At 47.3% G+C, this 18,587-nt stretch carries 18 protein-coding genes; 7 read left to right on the plus strand and 11 right to left on the minus strand.

What is annotated here, in order from left to right; translation table 11 throughout:
* Positions 1 to 980: 980 nt before the first annotated feature.
* Positions 981 to 2,756 (minus strand): YhgE/Pip domain-containing protein, encoded by a 1,776-nt coding sequence (locus E4663_RS16495; protein ID WP_338323658.1) that lies wholly within the window; start codon positions 2,754 to 2,756, stop codon positions 981 to 983.
* A gap of 2 nt (positions 2,757 to 2,758) precedes the next feature.
* The gene (locus E4663_RS16500) at positions 2,759 to 4,699 is read right to left on the minus strand and encodes an efflux RND transporter permease subunit (protein WP_135328525.1); all 1,941 of its coding nucleotides are present in this window, start codon (positions 4,697 to 4,699) and stop codon (positions 2,759 to 2,761) included.
* Positions 4,700 to 4,970: 271 nt separating this feature from the next.
* Here E4663_RS16500 and E4663_RS16505 point away from each other — a divergent pair, with 271 nt between their 5' ends.
* The 3 genes from E4663_RS16505 to E4663_RS16515 all read left to right on the plus strand — a co-directional run bounded on the left by E4663_RS16505 (position 4,971) and on the right by E4663_RS16515 (position 7,853).
* On the plus strand, positions 4,971 to 5,537 hold the full coding sequence (locus E4663_RS16505) for a TetR/AcrR family transcriptional regulator (protein WP_135328442.1): 567 nt from the start codon (positions 4,971 to 4,973) through the stop codon (positions 5,535 to 5,537).
* A gap of 197 nt (positions 5,538 to 5,734) precedes the next feature.
* Positions 5,735 to 6,307: a YdeI/OmpD-associated family protein gene (locus E4663_RS16510; protein ID WP_135328443.1), complete on the plus strand. Its 573-nt coding sequence runs from the start codon at positions 5,735 to 5,737 to the stop codon at positions 6,305 to 6,307.
* Positions 6,308 to 6,539: 232 nt separating this feature from the next.
* Positions 6,540 to 7,853 carry a DUF5667 domain-containing protein gene (locus tag E4663_RS16515; RefSeq protein ID WP_135328444.1) on the plus strand — a complete coding sequence of 438 codons (1,314 nt, stop codon included), beginning with the start codon at positions 6,540 to 6,542 and terminating at the stop codon, positions 7,851 to 7,853.
* 80 nt (positions 7,854 to 7,933) lie between these two features.
* Here E4663_RS16515 and E4663_RS16520 read toward each other — a convergent pair whose 3' ends face one another.
* From E4663_RS16520 to E4663_RS16535, 4 genes are all read right to left on the minus strand, one after another.
* On the minus strand, positions 7,934 to 8,305 hold the full coding sequence (locus tag E4663_RS16520; protein ID WP_135328445.1) for a hypothetical protein: 372 nt from the start codon (positions 8,303 to 8,305) through the stop codon (positions 7,934 to 7,936).
* Entirely contained in the window at positions 8,298 to 8,834 is a 537-nt protein-coding gene (locus E4663_RS16525) for an acyl-CoA thioesterase (protein ID WP_079478577.1), read from the minus strand. Before E4663_RS16525 ends, E4663_RS16520 begins: the two co-directional genes overlap by 8 nt.
* Before the next feature lie 492 nt (positions 8,835 to 9,326).
* Positions 9,327 to 10,226, minus strand: coding sequence for a cidABC operon transcriptional activator CidR (gene cidR, locus E4663_RS16530; protein ID WP_135328446.1), 900 nt, complete (start codon positions 10,224 to 10,226; stop codon positions 9,327 to 9,329).
* A gap of 84 nt (positions 10,227 to 10,310) precedes the next feature.
* Positions 10,311 to 11,918 carry an FAD-dependent monooxygenase gene (locus E4663_RS16535; RefSeq protein ID WP_158290526.1) on the minus strand — a complete coding sequence of 536 codons (1,608 nt, stop codon included), beginning with the start codon at positions 11,916 to 11,918 and terminating at the stop codon, positions 10,311 to 10,313.
* A 206-nt stretch (positions 11,919 to 12,124) separates the two neighbouring features.
* Between E4663_RS16535 and E4663_RS16540 the strand changes: the two genes are divergently transcribed.
* Positions 12,125 to 12,835: a general stress protein gene (locus tag E4663_RS16540; protein WP_135328448.1), complete on the plus strand. Its 711-nt coding sequence runs from the start codon at positions 12,125 to 12,127 to the stop codon at positions 12,833 to 12,835.
* A gap of 389 nt (positions 12,836 to 13,224) precedes the next feature.
* Here the strand turns inward: E4663_RS16540 and E4663_RS16545 are convergent, their stop codons facing one another.
* From E4663_RS16545 to E4663_RS16555, 3 genes are all read right to left on the minus strand, one after another.
* Positions 13,225 to 14,151, minus strand: coding sequence for a ribose-phosphate diphosphokinase (locus tag E4663_RS16545; RefSeq protein WP_135328526.1), 927 nt, complete (start codon positions 14,149 to 14,151; stop codon positions 13,225 to 13,227).
* A gap of 155 nt (positions 14,152 to 14,306) precedes the next feature.
* A complete protein-coding gene (locus E4663_RS16550) occupies positions 14,307 to 14,957 on the minus strand; it encodes an SDR family oxidoreductase (RefSeq protein ID WP_135328449.1) in 651 nt (216 codons plus the stop codon).
* Positions 14,958 to 15,084: 127 nt separating this feature from the next.
* The gene (locus tag E4663_RS16555) at positions 15,085 to 15,429 is read right to left on the minus strand and encodes a YqfO family protein (RefSeq protein ID WP_079478571.1); all 345 of its coding nucleotides are present in this window, start codon (positions 15,427 to 15,429) and stop codon (positions 15,085 to 15,087) included.
* 113 nt (positions 15,430 to 15,542) lie between these two features.
* On the opposite strand from E4663_RS16555, the gene E4663_RS16560 reads away from it, so the two are divergent.
* The 3 genes from E4663_RS16560 to E4663_RS16570 are packed head-to-tail and all read left to right on the plus strand — an operon-like array spanning position 15,543 to position 17,349.
* On the plus strand, positions 15,543 to 16,292 hold the full coding sequence (locus E4663_RS16560; RefSeq protein WP_135328450.1) for a hypothetical protein: 750 nt from the start codon (positions 15,543 to 15,545) through the stop codon (positions 16,290 to 16,292).
* The gene (locus E4663_RS16565) at positions 16,293 to 16,667 is read left to right on the plus strand and encodes a GntR family transcriptional regulator (RefSeq protein WP_135328451.1); all 375 of its coding nucleotides are present in this window, start codon (positions 16,293 to 16,295) and stop codon (positions 16,665 to 16,667) included. It abuts the gene before it with no gap.
* Complete coding sequence (locus E4663_RS16570) at positions 16,660 to 17,349, plus strand: ABC transporter ATP-binding protein (RefSeq protein WP_135328452.1); 690 nt, start codon at positions 16,660 to 16,662, stop codon at positions 17,347 to 17,349. The genes E4663_RS16565 and E4663_RS16570 overlap by 8 nt, the downstream gene beginning before the upstream one ends.
* A 297-nt stretch (positions 17,350 to 17,646) precedes the next feature.
* Here E4663_RS16570 and E4663_RS16575 read toward each other — a convergent pair whose 3' ends face one another.
* Complete coding sequence (locus E4663_RS16575; RefSeq protein WP_241657226.1) at positions 17,647 to 18,075, minus strand: YbaN family protein; 429 nt, start codon at positions 18,073 to 18,075, stop codon at positions 17,647 to 17,649.
* Between the two features lie 12 nt (positions 18,076 to 18,087).
* The gene (locus tag E4663_RS16580; RefSeq protein WP_158290527.1) at positions 18,088 to 18,582 is read right to left on the minus strand and encodes a flavodoxin domain-containing protein; all 495 of its coding nucleotides are present in this window, start codon (positions 18,580 to 18,582) and stop codon (positions 18,088 to 18,090) included.
* Positions 18,583 to 18,587: the final 5 nt, after the last annotated feature.

The following is an 18,587-nucleotide window of genomic DNA, read 5'->3' on the forward strand; positions in this document are numbered from 1 at the left end:
CCCGAAACCTCGTCAAATTAATAATGAAAACGCTAACATTTTACTGGATTTTCTATAGGTATGGTGCTATAATGTAATTGTAATCAAAAGCTTAAGTGGCTCAACCATCGTGAGTTCGTTTCCCATTTAAAGAGGAAACGAGAGCCGGGATGAAGGGAACACCGATCCAGTGCAGAGGATGCATATTCGCCCTACACTACGGCCCCGTAGTCAAGACATGCTTAGAAGTGAAGCATGAGGAAGACCCTCTGGCGTAGTTCTGAAATTCGTGCCTCCCCCCTCTACATAGAGATGGAGAAGCGAATAACGAACACTTGCAAGTTCTCCTTTTCCAAGGCCACGGAAAGTGAGATCCATACTTGTAGGAGGCGTGCAGAGAAGAACCAAATGAACGTTACCATGAAATCGAAGGAAGCGAATTCTAGAGAAGAATGATCCTTCTGGTAAGTAGTTCGTGTAAGAATCGAGGATGATTCTTGTATGGTTGAGTCACTTAAGCTGTTGAGAAAAGACCAGTCCGTTAAGGGCTGGTCTTTTTCGTTTCGTTAGAAGGCTAGCAAGACGATGCCTGACAATAGTAGAAGAACGGATCCAGCCAGGAGTGCGATTTTGGTCGGGCGGTTAGCTTTGTGGAAGATGCGGAAGAACATGTCTTTCACCTCCAATGTTTAGTATGTATACGTTCAAACTCGCGAGAAGTTTCAAAGTATGTGGGGCGGCTAGCTTCCCTTTTGCATGACCTCACCCTCCTTTTTGGCAGATAGACGGTCCTTCTCTGCCCTTTTCCAGTACCGAACGTCTCATTATGGCAGAGAAACAGCTTCTCTCTGCCCTTTCGTACCAATTCCTTTTTCAAAATGTCAGAGAAGCGCTCCCTATCTGACATTTTCCTCAAGCCCCCACTTCAATTCGGCAGATACAGCACTCCACTACATAAAAAAGAGACATTGCCCACAATGAGCAATGCCTCCCCTATAAAATTATTTAAACAAATCTACTAACCGGTCCCAGAAATTCTTCTCCTCTTCTACTTCAGGAGCTTCTTCCTTTTCTTCCGGCTTCTTGATGCTTTCCGTTTTAATCACAAATTGGACGGAACCCACCTTCTCGTTCTTAGACGAAACGAACGATACAGGTTCGAAATCCGATTTGTCGTATTCTTCTACCATTTTATCAATCTCTTGATCGATCTGAGTTGGCAGATCGCTTGTTTCGGAAGCGAGCTCTGATGTGCCGTTGTGCAACTGTGCTGCTCCATTTTCAAGCTCACTCGTTCCGTTCGTCAATCCGGCGATGCCGTTATGAAGATCTGAGTAAGAGCCGGCAAGTTGGTCGACGCCGCCAGTATAGTCTTTCAGTCCAGCGTGGAAGCTTTGATACTGGCTGGCGAGCTGACCGAGTCCTTCTTGCAGCTGCTTCATCGATTCATCGATGTCGACGTTATCGAGACTGCTTGAGAGTTGGTCCGCCATGCCGTTCAAGTTCGCACTCATGTCGCTTAACGCCCCAGCACTTTGATCAAGCGCAGGTGCAACAGCGCCGAATGCTTCTCTGACTTCCGCGTACGTTCCTTTAACGGTTTGAGCTGCTTTGTATGTTTCCAGCAACTTGTCGACTACGGCCTTGTCTGCACCACTTTCGTAGAGCTTTTGAATGTCTGCTTCTGTGATTTCATAGCCTGGAATGGCATCAATCGATTGGCCGAGCGCTTGGTTCGCTTGGCTGTACTGGTCTTTCAAGCCAACCAGCCCGTTTTCGACTTCTTGCAAACCTCCCGCAATTTGGCGCAGCCCCTCTTCCATTTTTGCAAAATCACCGAGGCTGCCTCCACCAGATCCGCTGACAGACTGGCTTATTTCGTCCAGCGCTGATTGGATACGGGCAGAACCTTGGACGAGTTCATCCGAACCACTGCTCAATTCATTGATGCCGTTACGGAATTGAACGGAGCCGTCATAGAGACTTGCCGCTCCGTTGTTCGTTTGAGTGATGCCGTTTTTCAATTCGCCGACGCCGCGGTTCACTTCAGCCGTCGCATCGGATAAGGACGTCATGTCACTTTTCACGCCGCCGATGTCCGGTGCGTCGATTGACATGGACGATGGGATCGCCGCGAATTCGATCGGCTCCATTTCCAAGTCGGTCGCATCAGCTTTCATGACGAAGCTGCCTTCTTTTTCTGGCATGACCGTATACGTTACGCGGCGGTCTTTTCCGGCATTCGCGACCGTTCCTTCTGGTGCTTGAATGTTTTCGTAGCGGTCCCCGTCAAGCGTAAGCGAAATCTGCATCAAATAATGATTAAAGAAAACGTCTTCCGCTTGTTTGTTTTTCTTCGTGTTGATGTGTATCTCAAGGGATCCATCTTTCCCGGCCAGCTCCTCAGGGCTCACCTTTTTTCCGTCGAGCTTGTAGGAAACACGGATGTCCCAAGGCAGGTCCTGTCCTTCTAGGTCCCCTTGATAGTAGAATTCTTCTTCTTCTGTGGTGACTTCCACTTTATTGCCGGACTGGTTAATTTCTTCGAGGTTCGTCAAGTTGTGAACACTCGTGTAAGGTCCGAAATCAGTGATGTCCCCCGGCTTTTCCATTGTAAAATTGTTCACGACGTACATCTCTTCCTGACTTCCGTTCGCATCGAGTGTCGCATAGACGACTTCATGCTTTTCGGAGTAGGACCCTGTCGCCGCTGAAACGGGTAGGGACGGCAGGACAAGAAGAGCCGCAAGCGCCGAAACCGTTATTCGTTTGAACATGATCATTCCCCCTTGTAAAAGTTCGCTTTCCAAGTCGTTCGCCTAATGAATCCGTCCAGCAGCACAAGCAAAGCTGGCAGGACGAATACCACCATCAAGAAGGCAAGCAGTGCTCCGCGTCCGAGCAGCAAGCCGATGGACGAGACGATCGGATTCGATGACGTGATGAACAGAATGAATCCGACACTCGACAGAATCGCTGCCGATACGAAGATGGCGAAGATCTTGTCATCGATTGTTTTCTTGATCGCCTGGAGTGCAGGCATTTCTTTTCGCAAATGGTTGTAGTACTCTGTGAACAAAATCGCATAGTCGACGGTCGCGGCCAGCTGGATTGTACTGATCAGCAAATAGCCGACGTAGACGAGCGGCGTCTCTGTAAAGTATGGGAACGATAAGTTGACCCATACGGATGATTGAATCGTGACGAGCAATACGAGTGGAATCGAAATCGACCGAAACGTCAGCACGAGTACTAGTGCTACAGTCACAACGGTCAAGGTGTTCACTAACGTGTTGTCGTCCTGCACGATGTCCCTCATATCATAGAGCGTCACACTCTCGCCTAGCAGATGAGGCTCGTCATAATAAGAGTTCGCCGTTTCTTTCACTTTTTCCACTAAAGAGAAGGCTTCTTCCCCTTCTGCATCCGTTTCGGTGTAGAGCGTGATCCGCGCATAGTTGTCAGAGTAGAACGATTCGGTCATCGACTCCTCCAAATAGTCAGGCGGAATCGCCGGACTGACTAAGTTCACATACGACATGACGCTCGAGACAAGCGGCATATCCTCAAGATCTTGCACAAGCTCCTCTTCCTTAGCGCGGTCTCCCTCCGGTACGAGCAGCACCATCGGCATATTCTTCCCGAACTCTTCCTGGATCGCTTCTACGTCCTGTCCGGCTCTCGTGTTATCCGGATGCTCCCCTGTTCCATAAATGAAAGATGTTTCATTTTGTGCTAAAAAGGCTGGCACGATCACAATCAGCAACAAGATGAAACTCGGCACGCGCAGCTTCATGACGTGTTTCCCGATCCCTTTGAAATCAGGAACGAACGAGCGGTGCTTCGTACGGTCGATCCATTTGTAAAACACGAGCGTCAGTGCTGGTAGGAAGACCATTACACTGATGAAGCTGAGCAGAATCCCTTTCAGCAAGTTCAATCCTAGATCGGCTCCGATGCCGAAGTCCATGAACGTCAGCGCCGTGAAGCCGAAGAACGTCGTCGACGCACTGGCGATGATCGCCGGGAACGAACGCTTCATAGCACGCAGCATCGCTTCCTTCGGATCACTCGTCTCTTTTCGATAATCTGAAAAGCTGTGCAGCAAGAAGATCGCATAGTCTAGCGACACGGCGAGCTGCAGAATCGGCGCCACCGACTGGGTGACGAAGGAGATTTCTCCAATAAAAATGTTCGTCCCGAGGTTGATCAGCACGGATACCCCGATCGCCGTTAAGAAGAACACCGGCTCGACCCACGATGTCGTCGAAATGACCAGGATGATGATGATCATCGGTACGAGCAGTGCTGCTGCATACATCGATTCACTGCCGGTCATTTTCTGTGAAACCGCCGTATTGACGGCTTCCCCAGCGAGAGCGTTATCCTCTCCGATCAAGGCGTAAATCGCGTCTGTCGCCTCGACCTCTTTTCCTTCTTCAATCGTTATCGAAAATAAAGCCGATTCCCCTTCGTAATAGGATTCGACGGTATCTTCATTCGCCATTTCAAGGGGTACTTTCAAATCGATGACGTCGTCGAGCCACATGACGTTCGTAACCCCGTCGATCTCATCCAATTTCTCTTTATAATCCAGCGCCTCGGTAATCGAGACGTCACGGACCATGACCCGGGCATTCTCCACAGGCTCATCGAATTCTTCCTCCATTAAATCTGTTGCTTGTAATGAAGGGGAATTCCCTGGCAGATAATCCACCATATTATAATTGACTGATACGGCAAGCTGAGCGACCGCACTCAGTAATGTAACGATTGTAAAAATGATGACAATACTCTTCTTATGTTCAATAATCTTAGAAGCCCACAATCCGTTCTCCCCCTCTCTTGCAATTCACGATGACACACTCTATCATTTTATTAACACCGTGTTGGATAGACAACAAACAGTTTTATTGTTTACGTCAGTTTTCCAACACAATGACGGATTAATGTTGGATTGTCACACAAATGTCACAGAAGGAGCCCACTTTATGAGCCAAAAATTAGACCGCCGCAAAAAATACACACGCAAAGTGTTGAAGGATAGCCTGATCACCTTGCTTGCGAATAAGTCTCTGTCCTCGATCACTGTGAAGGAAATATGCGAGCTCGCTGATATCAACCGTTCCACCTTCTACACCCACTACACCGATCACTACGACCTCCTTCACAAAATTGAAGACGAAATCACCGAAGACATGAACCGTTACCTGCACAGCTATGATTATGAAAAGGAAGAAGAATCCTTGCAGATGACAGAGAAGATATTGGAATACATTACGGAGAATCGTTTGATGTTCCAGACGCTTCTGAATCATCAGTCCGCCCCGACCTTCGAGAAGCGTCTGATGGATTTGACGCGCAACTTCATGATCAACACATGGCCGCGAGCGAATGAACTGCGCACCGAAGAGTCGAAGTATTTAAGTTCGTTCGTGATCAGCGGCGCCATTCATGTTATCAAGGAATGGATCGCCCAAGATTTGAAGGAATCTCCGAGGGAAATGGCTGAGATGATTAATCAGTTCATCAACAACGGCCTGTCCTATTTCGAATAAAAAAACCCGGCTCCCTTATAGGAACCGAGCTACTCATCGTCTTTTCTACCAGTGAAATCGAATCCGGAAGCACCCATGTAATATAGAACCATCACGGCGGAAACCAGACCGAGAACGGCGATGACAAAACTCACAGGAAAACCTCCTTTTCTTTCATTTTAACAAAAATATCCAAAAGATAGAAAGGTTGATTATTCATGACAAAAGAAGTAGAACAATCCATCTCCAAATCCAACTGGAAACAAGAATTCGAGACGCTAAGAGAAATCATTATTGACTGCCCTGTTACCGAGGAGTTGAAATGGAATTTGCCCTGCTACACCGACGGCGGGAAGAACATCGTCCTCATCCAAGGCTTCAAAGAATACTGTGCGCTTCTTTTTTTCAAAGGGGCATTGCTGAAGGATGAACAACACTTGCTCATCCAGCAAACCGAGAACGTCCAATCCGCCCGCCAGATGAGGTTCACTAACGTGGAGGATATTTTGGAAGTGGAAAATGCGATAAGAGACTACGTGCTCGAAGCGATGGAAGTCGAGAAGGCAGGACTTAAAGTAGAGAAAAAGAAAACATACGAGATTCCAGACGAGCTCGAAATGAAGTTCGACGAAGATCCTGCTTTTAAGGAGGCATTCGAGTCGTTGACGCCTGGCCGACAGAGAGCGTACATTCTCCATTTTTCTAAAGCGAAAAAATCAGAAACTCGGTCAAGAAGAATCGAGAAATACAGCCAGCATATTTTGGAAGGAAAAGGATTGAATGATAAGTAGTTTGCATCCGCTTCCATTTAAATGTAATAGTGACGGGACTTTGAACGACTTCACATGGGTGTTTCCTGCCATGTGAACTGAGGATAAATAACAATTACCTAGGTATTAACACATGTTTTTACCCCCTCCTCTATTGGTGCTATTTTTATAATTGTATACTTGTTTTATTGGTGGAAGGACAGTTGCCGTACGCTTACTTTTCACCGTAAAACAAGCATTAGGAGGAATATGGATGAAAAAACGTTTGATTATCCCCGCACTTCTAACAGGCACCCTCGCCTTCGGTACCACCGTTTCGGCGTCATCGGACGAAATAGACCCCGGAACGACGCCCGATCAGCTATTCTATTCTCTGGACCAATTCTTTGAAGATGTCCACCTTTTTGTCACGATGGATAAGGAAAAAGAGACGGAGATCCTGCTGAACATATCCAAAGAACGACTTGCAGAAGCCAAAGAAATGAATGAGAACGAGAAAGACGAACTTGTTCTCCGCATCATAGAAGACTACATAGAAAACCTAGGCTCAGTAGAAGAGTCTTTATCTGAACTTATTCTGAACGATGAGCTGGAAGCAGACGCCTTAGAAAACCTCCAAATCGAGTTGGAAGAGGCAACAGACGTTGATGAAGACGTAGAAGAGAAATTGGAAGACGAAGTGAAAGAGGAATTAGATGAAGGAACGGAAGTAGTCAAACAACTGCCATCCGTTGTGAAAGGACTTGCTAAAGAGAAAGTCTCCGATCTCCGCGAACAAGGCTTAGGCTACGGCCAAATCGCCCAAGTATTCCTCCTCTCTGAGAAATCTGGAGAGTCCATTGATGACGTAGCAGCACTATTCACAGAAGGAGATAAAGGCTTCGGCGATGTTGCTAAGGAACTCGGCGTTCACCCATCTGAAGTGGCTAGTGTGAAAAAGGACGAGCAAACTTCAGACGAAGAAGACACAGAAGACCTGAATTCCGAAGATGATGTTTCCCAAGAAGAAGAAAATGCTTCCTCAGAAGAAAAAGAAGAAGCAAAAGAAGAGACTGAAACAACTACAGAAGCTGAAGATCAGGAAGAAGTAGAATATGTCGAGATTGATGATGATGTTTACGATGAGGTAGACGAGGAAGAAGCCAACGAAGAAGAGGCTGAGCAGGAAGAAAAAGACGAACGCGAAGAGGCTAAGCGCGAGGAAAAGCGCGAACGTGAAGAAGCTAAGCGTGAGGAAAAACGCGAACGCGAAGAGGCTAAGCGCGAGGAAAAACGCGAACGCGAAGAGGCTAAGCGCGAGGAAAAACGCGAACGCGAAGAAGCTAAGCGCGAGGAAAAACGCGAACGCGAAGAAGCTAAGCGCGAGGAAAAGCGCGAACGTGAAGAGGCTAAGCGCGAGGAAAAACGCGAACGCGAAGAGGCTAAGCGTGAGGAAAGACGCGAACGCGAAGAAGCTAAGCGCGAGGAAGAACGTGAACACGAAGATGCTGAGCGTGAAGACGACGGGCGCGATGATGACGATTACGATGAAGATGGCGACCACGAAGACGAGGACGGTCGCGATTAACGATCTCTTTTTTATGTAAGAGGCAATGATTGTTTCCTAGAATCATTGCCTCTTTTCTTATATCTTTTTAAGTTAAACTCTCATTTAATAATAGTAGAGCCTTGCAGCATTTCCGGTCGTGCTCCCAGTACCAGCAAGAATATCTTCGCATTCCCGATCTCCCGATACTTGCTGAGGATGTCCTGTACGACCGTAAAATCTTCATGGTTTTTCAGCTTGTCCACTTCTTGTTTATACAAATTAAGAATAGAGCCTTTGACGAATTCCGGGTACGTCGTCTTCAAATCTTCCTCCATTAACAATGCTCTCATATAGCCGTATTTGATTTGCATCTGTCTCGTGAAACTGACCACGTGTTTCAGATTTTCATAAACGTCGGGATATTGACGCCCCAGTTCCTGCAGGTCCGCTTTCGCATCGTACAACGTATTCAAACTCGCCAGCTTAAACATAGAGATCTTCCCCTTTCTCCCATGGTTTCTCAAGACCGATGATTTCCGTCAACTGTCTGCTGTGCTCCCGGCGACCATGACGTCTTTCCGCTCGCTCCTCTCCGGACTGATAAAGAAACTTCTCTTCTTCCGTCTCCGGAATAACATTCGGTACTTTAATCGCTTTTTTATTTTCATCAAGCGCAACGAACGTCAAGAAAGCCGTTGCCGCCATCCGTCGTTCTCCAGTAATCATGTCTTCCGCAATCACTTTACAAAAAATCTCCATCGACTTGTTGCCTGTATAGGAAACAAAGGACTCCACACAAACCGAATCCGTTTGATGAATCGGGTGAAGAAAATCAATTGAGTCTGTTGAAGCTGTCACGCACTCCTTCACGCGAGCGTGCCTTCTCGCTGATAACGTCGCGTTGTTATCAAGCTTTTTCATCAGCACGCCTCCGAACAGCGTGTTGTAATTATTCAAATCGTTGATCATGACTTGGTCTGTATTGATTACTAAACTTTCTTTCGTTCGTTTGGATTCCATAATGATTTGCCTTCCTTCCGCTTAAGTTTCAGGCATGCCTTCGTTAACGTTATGGCTTTAGTGTAGACCCGAATTTTCTGAAAGTGAAATAGCAAATCAGCATTGAACTTATAGACAATATCTATGTAAATGTTTTCATCCATTGATAAAGGGCATGAAAAAACGCAATTGGAGCCCTATGATGTGCTAATTCGACGACCTCCATCTCTTTTTTGTTCCAAACGTCGATGTACGGAATCCTATTTGACGTTTTGTACCTCCTCCCACTCCAAAATGTCACTTACAAACCTTCTAGCTGACATTTTGCTACTAGCTTTCTACAAAAACGTAAGTTACAGCCTCTCTATGTGACGTTCCGCACCACTTTTCCCACCAAAACGTCATCTACAGACCCTCTATATGACATTTCGCTCCTCCCCCGACTCCAATACGTCAACTACTGACCACCGATTCCCCACAACACCCCCTCTCCACAAAAAAAAGACCAGCTCCTCAAAGCTGGTCCTCCGCTCCCACCGTCAAACGGTTCTGCGTATAAGTGAGCCACTCCTTCGTGGCATACGATATGTAGTGTTCTTTCGGCCAGATGATCGCCAAGTCCCAGGCGATGGTCGGATTGATGACGTGGACTCGTTTCACTTCTTCTTTCAGCAACGATGCCACGCTTTTTGGCAGCATCGAAATGCCGAAGTTTGCGGCAATCATTTTGCCGATAAAATCCCATTGCGAGCTTTCGGAAATCACTTTCGGCGTGAATCCTACTTCATGGCAAGACGAACGGATTTTGTCATTCAGAACGAAGTCTTTATTGAACAGAATGAAGTTCTCATCAGCAAGTTCCTCAAGTCGGATCTGCTTCCGGTCGGCAAGCCGATGAGACGGCGGCAGGACGACTTCCAGGTCTTCATTGGATAAGAAAAAGTAATCAAACCGGTCCTCCTGCGTCGGCAAAACCGTAATGCCGACATCCAAGTCTTCGCTCAGAATGTTCGTTTCGATTTTCTTTGCGCCATCCTCGACGAGCTGGAACGTGATGTGCGGATATTGGTCGTGAAACCCTCCGAGGATTTTGATGAACTGGTCGGCGTCCATGATCGGCGGCAGACCGATTCGGATATGCCCCTTCTGCAGACCAAGAAGGTCATCCAGCTGGGTTTGTAGGTTTTGAAAAGCTTTGTCGATCGTCTTAGCCTGCGCGAGTATCAGGCGCCCAGCATCGGTGAGGACGACTTTGCGCTTCGTCCGTTCGAACAGCTCCACGCCAAGGTCCTCCTCCAAGTTCTTGATCATTTTGCTGATGGTCGGTTGGGAAATAAACAAGTGTTCCGCCGCCTTGGTGAAACTTTGGAAGCGGGCGACTTCTATGAAATACTGCAAGTGTCGGATGTCCATCGTATCTCTCCTTGATTCAGTTATCTCCATTCTACGGAACATGAATCAAGCCCTGCAACCAGAAATGCTACAGGGCTTTTCACATTATTGGAAAAAGGTTTCGAGCTTTCTCATCGTTTGGCTTACATCGGCCGCTGTGTCGTGAAAAGCGACGTGACCGTCTGGGCGCACAAGAAGCGTGTGCCCTTCCTTCATGCCGACGTTTTGATTCAAGTGACGGTGAACATCGTAAATGATCGGAAGTTTTTCCTGACCGAGTGCGACCGTTCCGCCTTTTGCTACAAGAAAGACCTTGATCAAATCAGGGTAATCCTCCTCTATTTTTTTCGAAAGGAGAAAGGCATAGTCGGTCAAGTCATCGTTCTCAGCATCGGTGTAGATCAGACACAGATGACCATGTCGTTCGATAAGGGGGTAGAGTCGTTCGTCTGTCGTACCATCAAAGAACAGCAAGTGATCCGGTAAGCGGCGACCTGCTTGGAGAGCTTTTCTAGAGAGGGACGGGTCCTTCAAAGACTTATTGCGTTCTGCGTCTTCATACTCGTTATAAATATTCGATAAGTGATTCGCGATCCGGTTCTGCACCCAGTTCTGTGTCAGCGCCGCTTTCCCTGTCCAGTTGCGGATCTTTCCTTGGGCACCTTCCAGGTTGGCTACTTTCAACATACGAGACGTTTCTTTCAATACATCTTTCCCGAGCGGCCAGCGTTCTTCATGATAACTATCCAAGAACGGATCCCCTGCTATCCCTTTGAGTACGACGCTAAGTTTCCAGGCGATGTTCATTGCATCCTGCAGCCCGAGGTTCATGCCCTGGCCACCCATCGGATTGTGCACGTGTGCTGCATCGCCGATGAAGAACACAGGTCCTTTTCGGTAATTCGGAACCTGCCTATGGGACGTCCCGAAATTCGAGAGCCACTTCGGATCCGCGATAGTAAAAGGGTCTTCCAGAATAGTACGGACACTCTCCTGCATTTCTTCAAATGTCGGCTTATCTTTGTGAGGCTCATTTTGCTTCGAACGATCCAGCCCGACCACTCGGTAACTCCCATCTTTGTATGGGAAAATGCCAAGGGCGCCGCGGTCGTTGATGTGCATATTGATGAACACTTCATTCAATTCCGGAATCTCTACATCTCCGAGAAAAAAGGTGTATCCTTCATCTTGACCTTCGAACGGAACATCAAACGCTTCACGAACCGGACTATGTGCACCGTCGCAGGCGAGTAAATAACGCGCCTGGTATTCTTCTTTTCCCGTCCTCACATACACGCCGTCTTCTGTTTCCCTTACCTCCAGCATTTCCTCTTCTCGCTTCACTTTGCCACCGAGAGACTCCAAATGCTCTTCCAAAATCCGTTCCGTATCACTTTGGGGAACGATCAGCATATACGGATAGCGGCTTTCAATATGATAAAGCTCGACAAGGGAAGGATTCTCTCCACCAAGATGAAGCTTCGCACCAGGGCCAGGATATCCTTGTTTGAGAAAAGGCTTGTGAACTCCGAGCAGTTCAAAAAGCTCAAGGCTGCGCGCCTGGATTCCGAGGGCTTTCGAAAGTTGGGAAGGTTCTGCCCTTTTCTCTAAACAGATGAAGTCTACTCCTTGTTTTTGCAGCATATTGGCTGCCATCAGCCCGGCAGGTCCAGCGCCGATAATCAGTACATCAGTTTCTATCACGGAAGTCATGAGCCGTGCTCCTTTCCATATGATGTCTAATCGATCATTACCTATCATTACCCGTCCTTATGGATTTACCCTGATTAGCTATCTTAAAGCATAGGTCAACCTATTCATTCGCTTTACTCCATTTTACCCAAACTTAAGGATGAGCGGTTAAATTCCCAGCATTAGGGAATGGAAGGGTTGAGCAATTATTTAAAGGAGGACATATGATGGGAAATAAAATTATCGGCGGCGTATTTTCGAAAGTGGGACAGGCAGAAAGGGCGATAACAGAACTACAGCATCACGGTTATGGATCGAATGACATTTCCGTTTTTGCCAAGGACAAGAGTAAAGTGAGCGTCTTGGAAGACGAAATGGATACATCCGTCACTTCTAATAAAAGTAGCCGTGGTAAGAATGCAGGAAAAGGGGCAGGATTAGGAGCCGTTTCAGGAGGTGCACTAGGCGGAATCGGCGGGCTCATTGCTGGTTTAGGACTCCTCGCCATCCCCGGAATCGGCCAGATCGCAGCAGCTGGTCCAATCGCTGCGGCTCTCACCGGCGCGGGCATAGGAGCAGGCGGCGGCGGTATTGTCGGGGCACTTGTCGGAGCCGGCATGCCGGAGCATGAAGCACAGCATTACGAAAATCACCTGAAGAACGGGAAGATCATCGTCATCGTAGAAGCAACAGAAAAATTGAAAGACAAAGTCTATCAAACCTTCCTCTCCAACCATACGGAAAACCAGTCGATGTATCCGGAAAATTATCAAAGCACTTCTCAACATACGAATTCCACAAATGCTGAACAACACAAAGAATCCCCTAGTTTGAAAGATAAAACCTATTCTAAACTTATGAACGAAAACTCGGACCGAAAAGAGACAAGAACACGTTCTAGAAGAGCAGAGGTACACGAGTCGAATAAACGATTATAAATAGAAAAGCCTGTTCATTGAGTAGTTTTTTCAAGTTGTTGAAAAAACGGAGAACGATTTTCTTATGAACAGAGTGTTTTAGTAGGCTGGAAAGCAACTCACTTTCTGCGCCACCTATTGAGGTTTCTGAAATCAGATCCTGCTATACATGATATATAATCTCAAGAGGTTCACACTTATTTTAGATAAGGTGTTGGAGAAACGGGTAGACTCCTGCAGGACCGGAGTACAGCGTGAGACCCCACAGAGACCGAAGGGAGCGAGGAGGCTCACCGGACGCCTGCGGAAAGCGGACCGTTTCTCCAACACCGCTTTCTACATATAGAAGAACCGAAGGAATTTTCTCGAAACACTAAAAAAGCCTGCTCTTCGTGAGCAGGCTTTTTTCCTTAATCGAACAGTTCGCTGACCGACTGATCCTGTTGAATACGCATCAACGCATCCGCAATCAACGGCGCAACAGACAGTTGCTTCATCTTAGCAATATTCTTCTCGTCTGGAAGTAGAATCGAGTTCGTTACAACCAGCTCTTTGATCGGGGAGTCCTCGACCTTCTGTACAGCAGGCTCTGACAAGACAGCATGCGTACCACAAGCATAAATATCTTTCACACCATTCTCAATCAACGTCGAAGCAGCTTGGACAATCGTTTCAGCCGTATCGATCATATCGTCGACAATGATAACGTTCTTTCCTTCAACCGAACCGACGACGTTCATCACTTCCGGCATGTTCGGTTCCGGCTCACGCTTATCGACAAAGGCAATCGGCACATCAAGGATGTTCGCCATCCGTCTAGCGCGACGCAGGCCACTTGTCGCTGGTGCGACAACAACGACATCTTCTAGTTGCTGCTGTTGGTAGTGCTCCGCAAGAATAGGAATCCCTAGCAGCTGGTCGACAGGAACGTTGAAGAATCCTTGGATTTGAGGCGCATGCAGGTCAAGCGTGATGACACGGTCGATGCCCGCTTTTTCTAACAAGTTCGCCATCAACTTCGCTGTAATCGGCTCTCTAGAGCGAGCTTTACGGTCTTGACGGGCGTAGCCGTAATATGGAATAACAACGTTGATGGTTCTTGCTGAGGCACGCTTAAGCGCGTCAATCATGATCAGCAATTCCATGACGTGATCATTTACAGGCTGTGCTGTCGACTGGATGATGTAAATATCGTCCCCACGTACACTTTCTTCAATGCCAATTTGCACTTCTCCATCGCTGAATCGAACGACTTTGCTTTTCCCGATCGGCATGCCTAAGATCTCTGCGATCTCACTTGCCAATGGCTCGTTCGAATTTAAAGTAAATAACTTCATCTCTGACTCATTATTCAATATCGGACCCTCCCAATCATATCTGGACTCATTATATCACTAATCGGAAGGAAGATTCATGCTCTTTGCTATCAAGAATTTCAGGTACTATGCAAAAAAAAGCAGCCTGCTTCCTTCAGCAGACTGCCTCTTACGTTTTATAGTGATTTCAGTGCATCTTCAATGGATGTCGATCCACTGACAACTTGGAACTCTTTACCTGTTGTTGATTTATTCTTCAACGTCTCAAGTAGGACGCGTGCCACGTCTTCCCGTGCGATTTCCCCACGCGCGACGGTTTCTGCCGCTTCCACTTTGCCGTTGCCCTCATCATTGGTAAGACCACCAGGGTGTACGATTGTGTAATCAAGATCCGTTCTTCTCAACCAATCGTCTGCATAGTGTTTCGCGGCAACATACGGCGCAAAGGATTCAGGTGCGGATTGAATCGCTTCCCTTGTCGTATCGAAGGAGCTGACCATTACGTATCGTTTTACCCCTTTGGACTTCGCTGCTTCAATCGTCTTCACAGCAGCATCCAAGTCGATCATCATCGTCTTATCCGGTCCTGTATTCGGTCCAGATCCAGCCGTGAACACGACCGCATCGACACCATCAAAAGCCTTCGCCACGTTCTCCGGATCGTCCTCAAGATCAACAATTACAGGCTCTGCTCCGAGATCCTTGAAATAAGAAGCTTGCTCTTCTTTCCGGATCATCGCTTTTGCTTCCATGTCATCCGTTTCTTGAATGAACTTCACTAAATGCTTCCCAACTTGTCCATTTGCTCCAACAACTAGTACTTTCATTCCGATCATCCTTTCTATAGTAAAACGAAGTTACTTTCCTAATCACTCCTATATATGTAACCAAAAAGGAGCAGAAAAAAACATTTCGAGTGTAGAAAGAACGGTTGGATGCTCTATTTGAATCGGTTTACGTCCGTGCTTCGAGCTCCTCGGACACTTGAACGACCGGCTCATCCCAAGGATGGTTCGGATAAATGCCCTCTTCAATCACTTTCCTCAACAGCGCTTCATCACGAGGTATCGAAAACTCGAGACGAATCGAAGCAACATCCGTTTTCTCACCGATGCCTCCTTCTGTCGGCACCGCATCTTCAGACGGAACGAACTGCTCGACACCAGGCTGCGACTGCCACATGACATTCTTGTAATTACCGACCTGCAAGGAATCGATCGACAAGACACCTTGCTTCACCTTCTCCAAATTCTCTTCTATAACAAACGTTTTTACACGGTAGATCTCCACTAATTTCATAAAAGTTCACCCTTTCCAAGATGTATCGTAGTTAGTATAACACGCCTCTTGTTTTCTAATATTTTCTAGTGTACTATTTAACTAGTACACTAATACATAAAGGAGAAGAACCGATGAATTCTACTGCTTTTAAAGGACTCTGGAAAAAAGAATGGATCATGATGCGCGGGTATTATGCGACCGTGATGGTGTTCAATATTCTCTGGCTGCTTTTCGCACCACTCATGATGGAGACAGGTCGCTACATTTCCACGACGAGTGCACTGATGATTGTTCACATGTTCTACATGGCTGGTATGGTCTTGCACAGTTTCAACAAAGAAGCCGACCATCTCGACATCACACTCCACTCCCCTCGCTCCGGTTTCGGACTGGCGAGTGTGAAAATGTTGCAGTCGATGACGTTCTATTTCTTCTCCCTGGCGCTGGTTGTAACGTTCGGCATTTTCACAGCAGGTAGGGAACTGACGCTCGAACTTTCCCAAATATCAGGGCTCTTCATCCGAATGTCAGTCTTTCTCTCCGGAATCGGCCTGACGTTTGCGTTCATATTATTCTTGCTTTGGTCACTGCATCAATTGATGAAAAAGTACATCGGGGGATTAAGCGTGATCGTCTGCATCGGACTATTTTTTGCCATTACAGGGCTCATCTCTTCCATTCAAGGCAGCAACCTATACGAAACCTTGACTGCCTTCGGACCGCAATTCTTCGCCTACGAGCGCGGTGGTCCAGTCGGAATGATCTACTTCGACTTTGGAGTAAAAGCTCTCACAGTTGGAAAAATAGCATTCTTCCTACTACTTAATGGCATCTTGCTTTCCCTTGGGATGTGGGTGCTCGATCGAAAGGTTGAAGCGTAGATGGGTATCGACTTTCAACCAGATAAGCCGATCTACCAGCAGTTGATTGATCGACTTGCTGGCGAAATCATCAGAGGGTTACGCAAGCCAGGTGACAAACTGCCATCCGTCCGGGAATATGCCGTGGAAACAGGCGTCAACGCCAATACGATTCAACGTGTCTATAGGAAGATGGAACAAATGAACATTGCCGAATCAAGACGTGGCCAAGGGACTTTTGTAACAGAGGATACAGGGAAACTTCATGAGCTGAGGGAAAAGATGAAGGAAACGTATATCCATTCGTTCGTTCAAGACATGAGCGATCTCGGGTTCACGTTAGAAGAGATGTCGGAAGGATTAGCACATTACCAAGAGGGGGAGCAAGATGATTGAAGCAAGGCAACTGACCAAACGATTTTGGAAAAAGAAAGCAGTAGATGGCATCGATCTACACCTCGAGCCGGGCCGGATCTATGGCATCATCGGAGAAAACGGTAGCGGAAAATCGACCATAATGAAACTGCTTGCAGGACTGCTGCACCCGTCGAATGGTTCGATTTCACTCAACGGAGAACCGGTGACGAGAAAGTCCGCCTCCCAGATCGCTTTCATGACAGACAGCACCCGCTTCTTCCCCTATTTCAAAATCAAAGAGCTCGTCGACTTTTACGACAGCCAGTTCGAAGACTTCAATAGGGAAAAAGCGTGGGATATCCTTGCCTTTCTGTCGCTTGATGGTGACCAGAAACTTTCCCACCTATCAAAAGGAAACCTCGGTCGAGCCAAACTTGCCGTAACAGTCGCACGCGAAGCTCCATACCTTTTACTCGATGAGCCTCTGTCAGGACTCGACCCGATGGTACGCGAATCGATCGTCAAAGGCATCATCCAGTTCGTCGACTTCGAGCACCAGTCGCTACTAATCACGACACACGAAATCCGCGACGTCGAACCGCTCCTAGACGAAGTGATCATCATCCACCAAGGTAAAAAATACGCTCAGCAAAGCGTCGACAACATCCGCACCAACCACCACCTCGACGTCGAAAGCTGGCTCAAACAGAACATGCAATGAGGGGACAGGGCATCTGTCCCTTTTTTCTTTTTGAGGGATAAGTCTGTGTCGCTCACGAATTCCTTTTTCGACATTTCTTCCACAACCAGTGCTCTCTTCGGCGTATTACCTCCTCTTATTCGACCTTTCTACCACAACCAGCACTCCCTTTGGCGGATTACCTCCTCTTATTCGACCTTTCTACCACAACCAGCGCCCACTTCGGCGTATTACCTCCTCTTATTCGACCGTTCCCCCACAACCAGCCCTTCCTACGTCCAATCACCACCGCTCTCCACAATAAAAAAAGACGAGACATCAAGTCTCGTCTTCCCCTGGCCGGTACGTTTTCGTCAAATAGATCACAACCGTAAAGAAACACGCCCCAAAAATGAAGCCGGCCCTCAAGAAAAGGTTCGGTGCGATATAAATCGCGGAAAATAAGAACGAGAACCAAATCATGATCAGCACCGATATCTTCGCTTTGATCGGAATACCTCTTCCAGCCTTGTAATTTCTTATATAAGAGCCGAACCATTTATTCGTCATCAGCCAGTTGTATAACCTGTCTGAGCTACGAACGTAGCAGGCGGCGGTCAGCAACAGAAAAGGCGTTGTCGGCACGAGTGGCAGAACAATGCCCAGCACGCCGAGCCCAAGCGATATGCTTCCGATGACGATGAGTAGGATTCTAACAAATGAATTCATGCTTGATCTCTCCAACACAACTTGTCTTTCCATTAGCATATCACTACACCGTCATTCCTTTCTAACAAATCCTCTTTCCATCGCTAAGGCAAATTCTGTAATGACCGGAGCGGACAGTTTGAACTCACTTTCCGTCACACCATTGATCCGAAGGTCCTTCCTTTCCTGCGCCTTCAATTGTCGGAAATCAAGGACATAGCCGAACACCTCTTTCACTGCAGCGTGTTCATACAAATCCTCTGGATAAGCATTTTCAAGCTCTGCCTGAAGGATGAACGGATCCTCCATCCCCGCGCAGATGAACAATCCTACTCTTTTCTGTAGCAAAGTATCCTGATAACGTGCCGCATAAGCCGAAAGCTTCTCGTGTAGCTCCCCCATATAAATCGGCCCGCCCAGAATCACATGGTCGAACGGCTCCAAATCAACACCCCACGCATCATCCACATTCATCACCCGGACATCCCCAGATAAATCTCCCTCCAACATACCGACCGCCTTTTCTGTGCTACCATGCTTTGTCGCGTACACAATCAACGTTTTCATCATCA

The sequence above is a fragment of the Halobacillus salinus genome (assembly GCF_004684905.1).
Lineage (GTDB): Bacteria > Bacillota > Bacilli > Bacillales > Halobacillaceae > Halobacillus > Halobacillus salinus.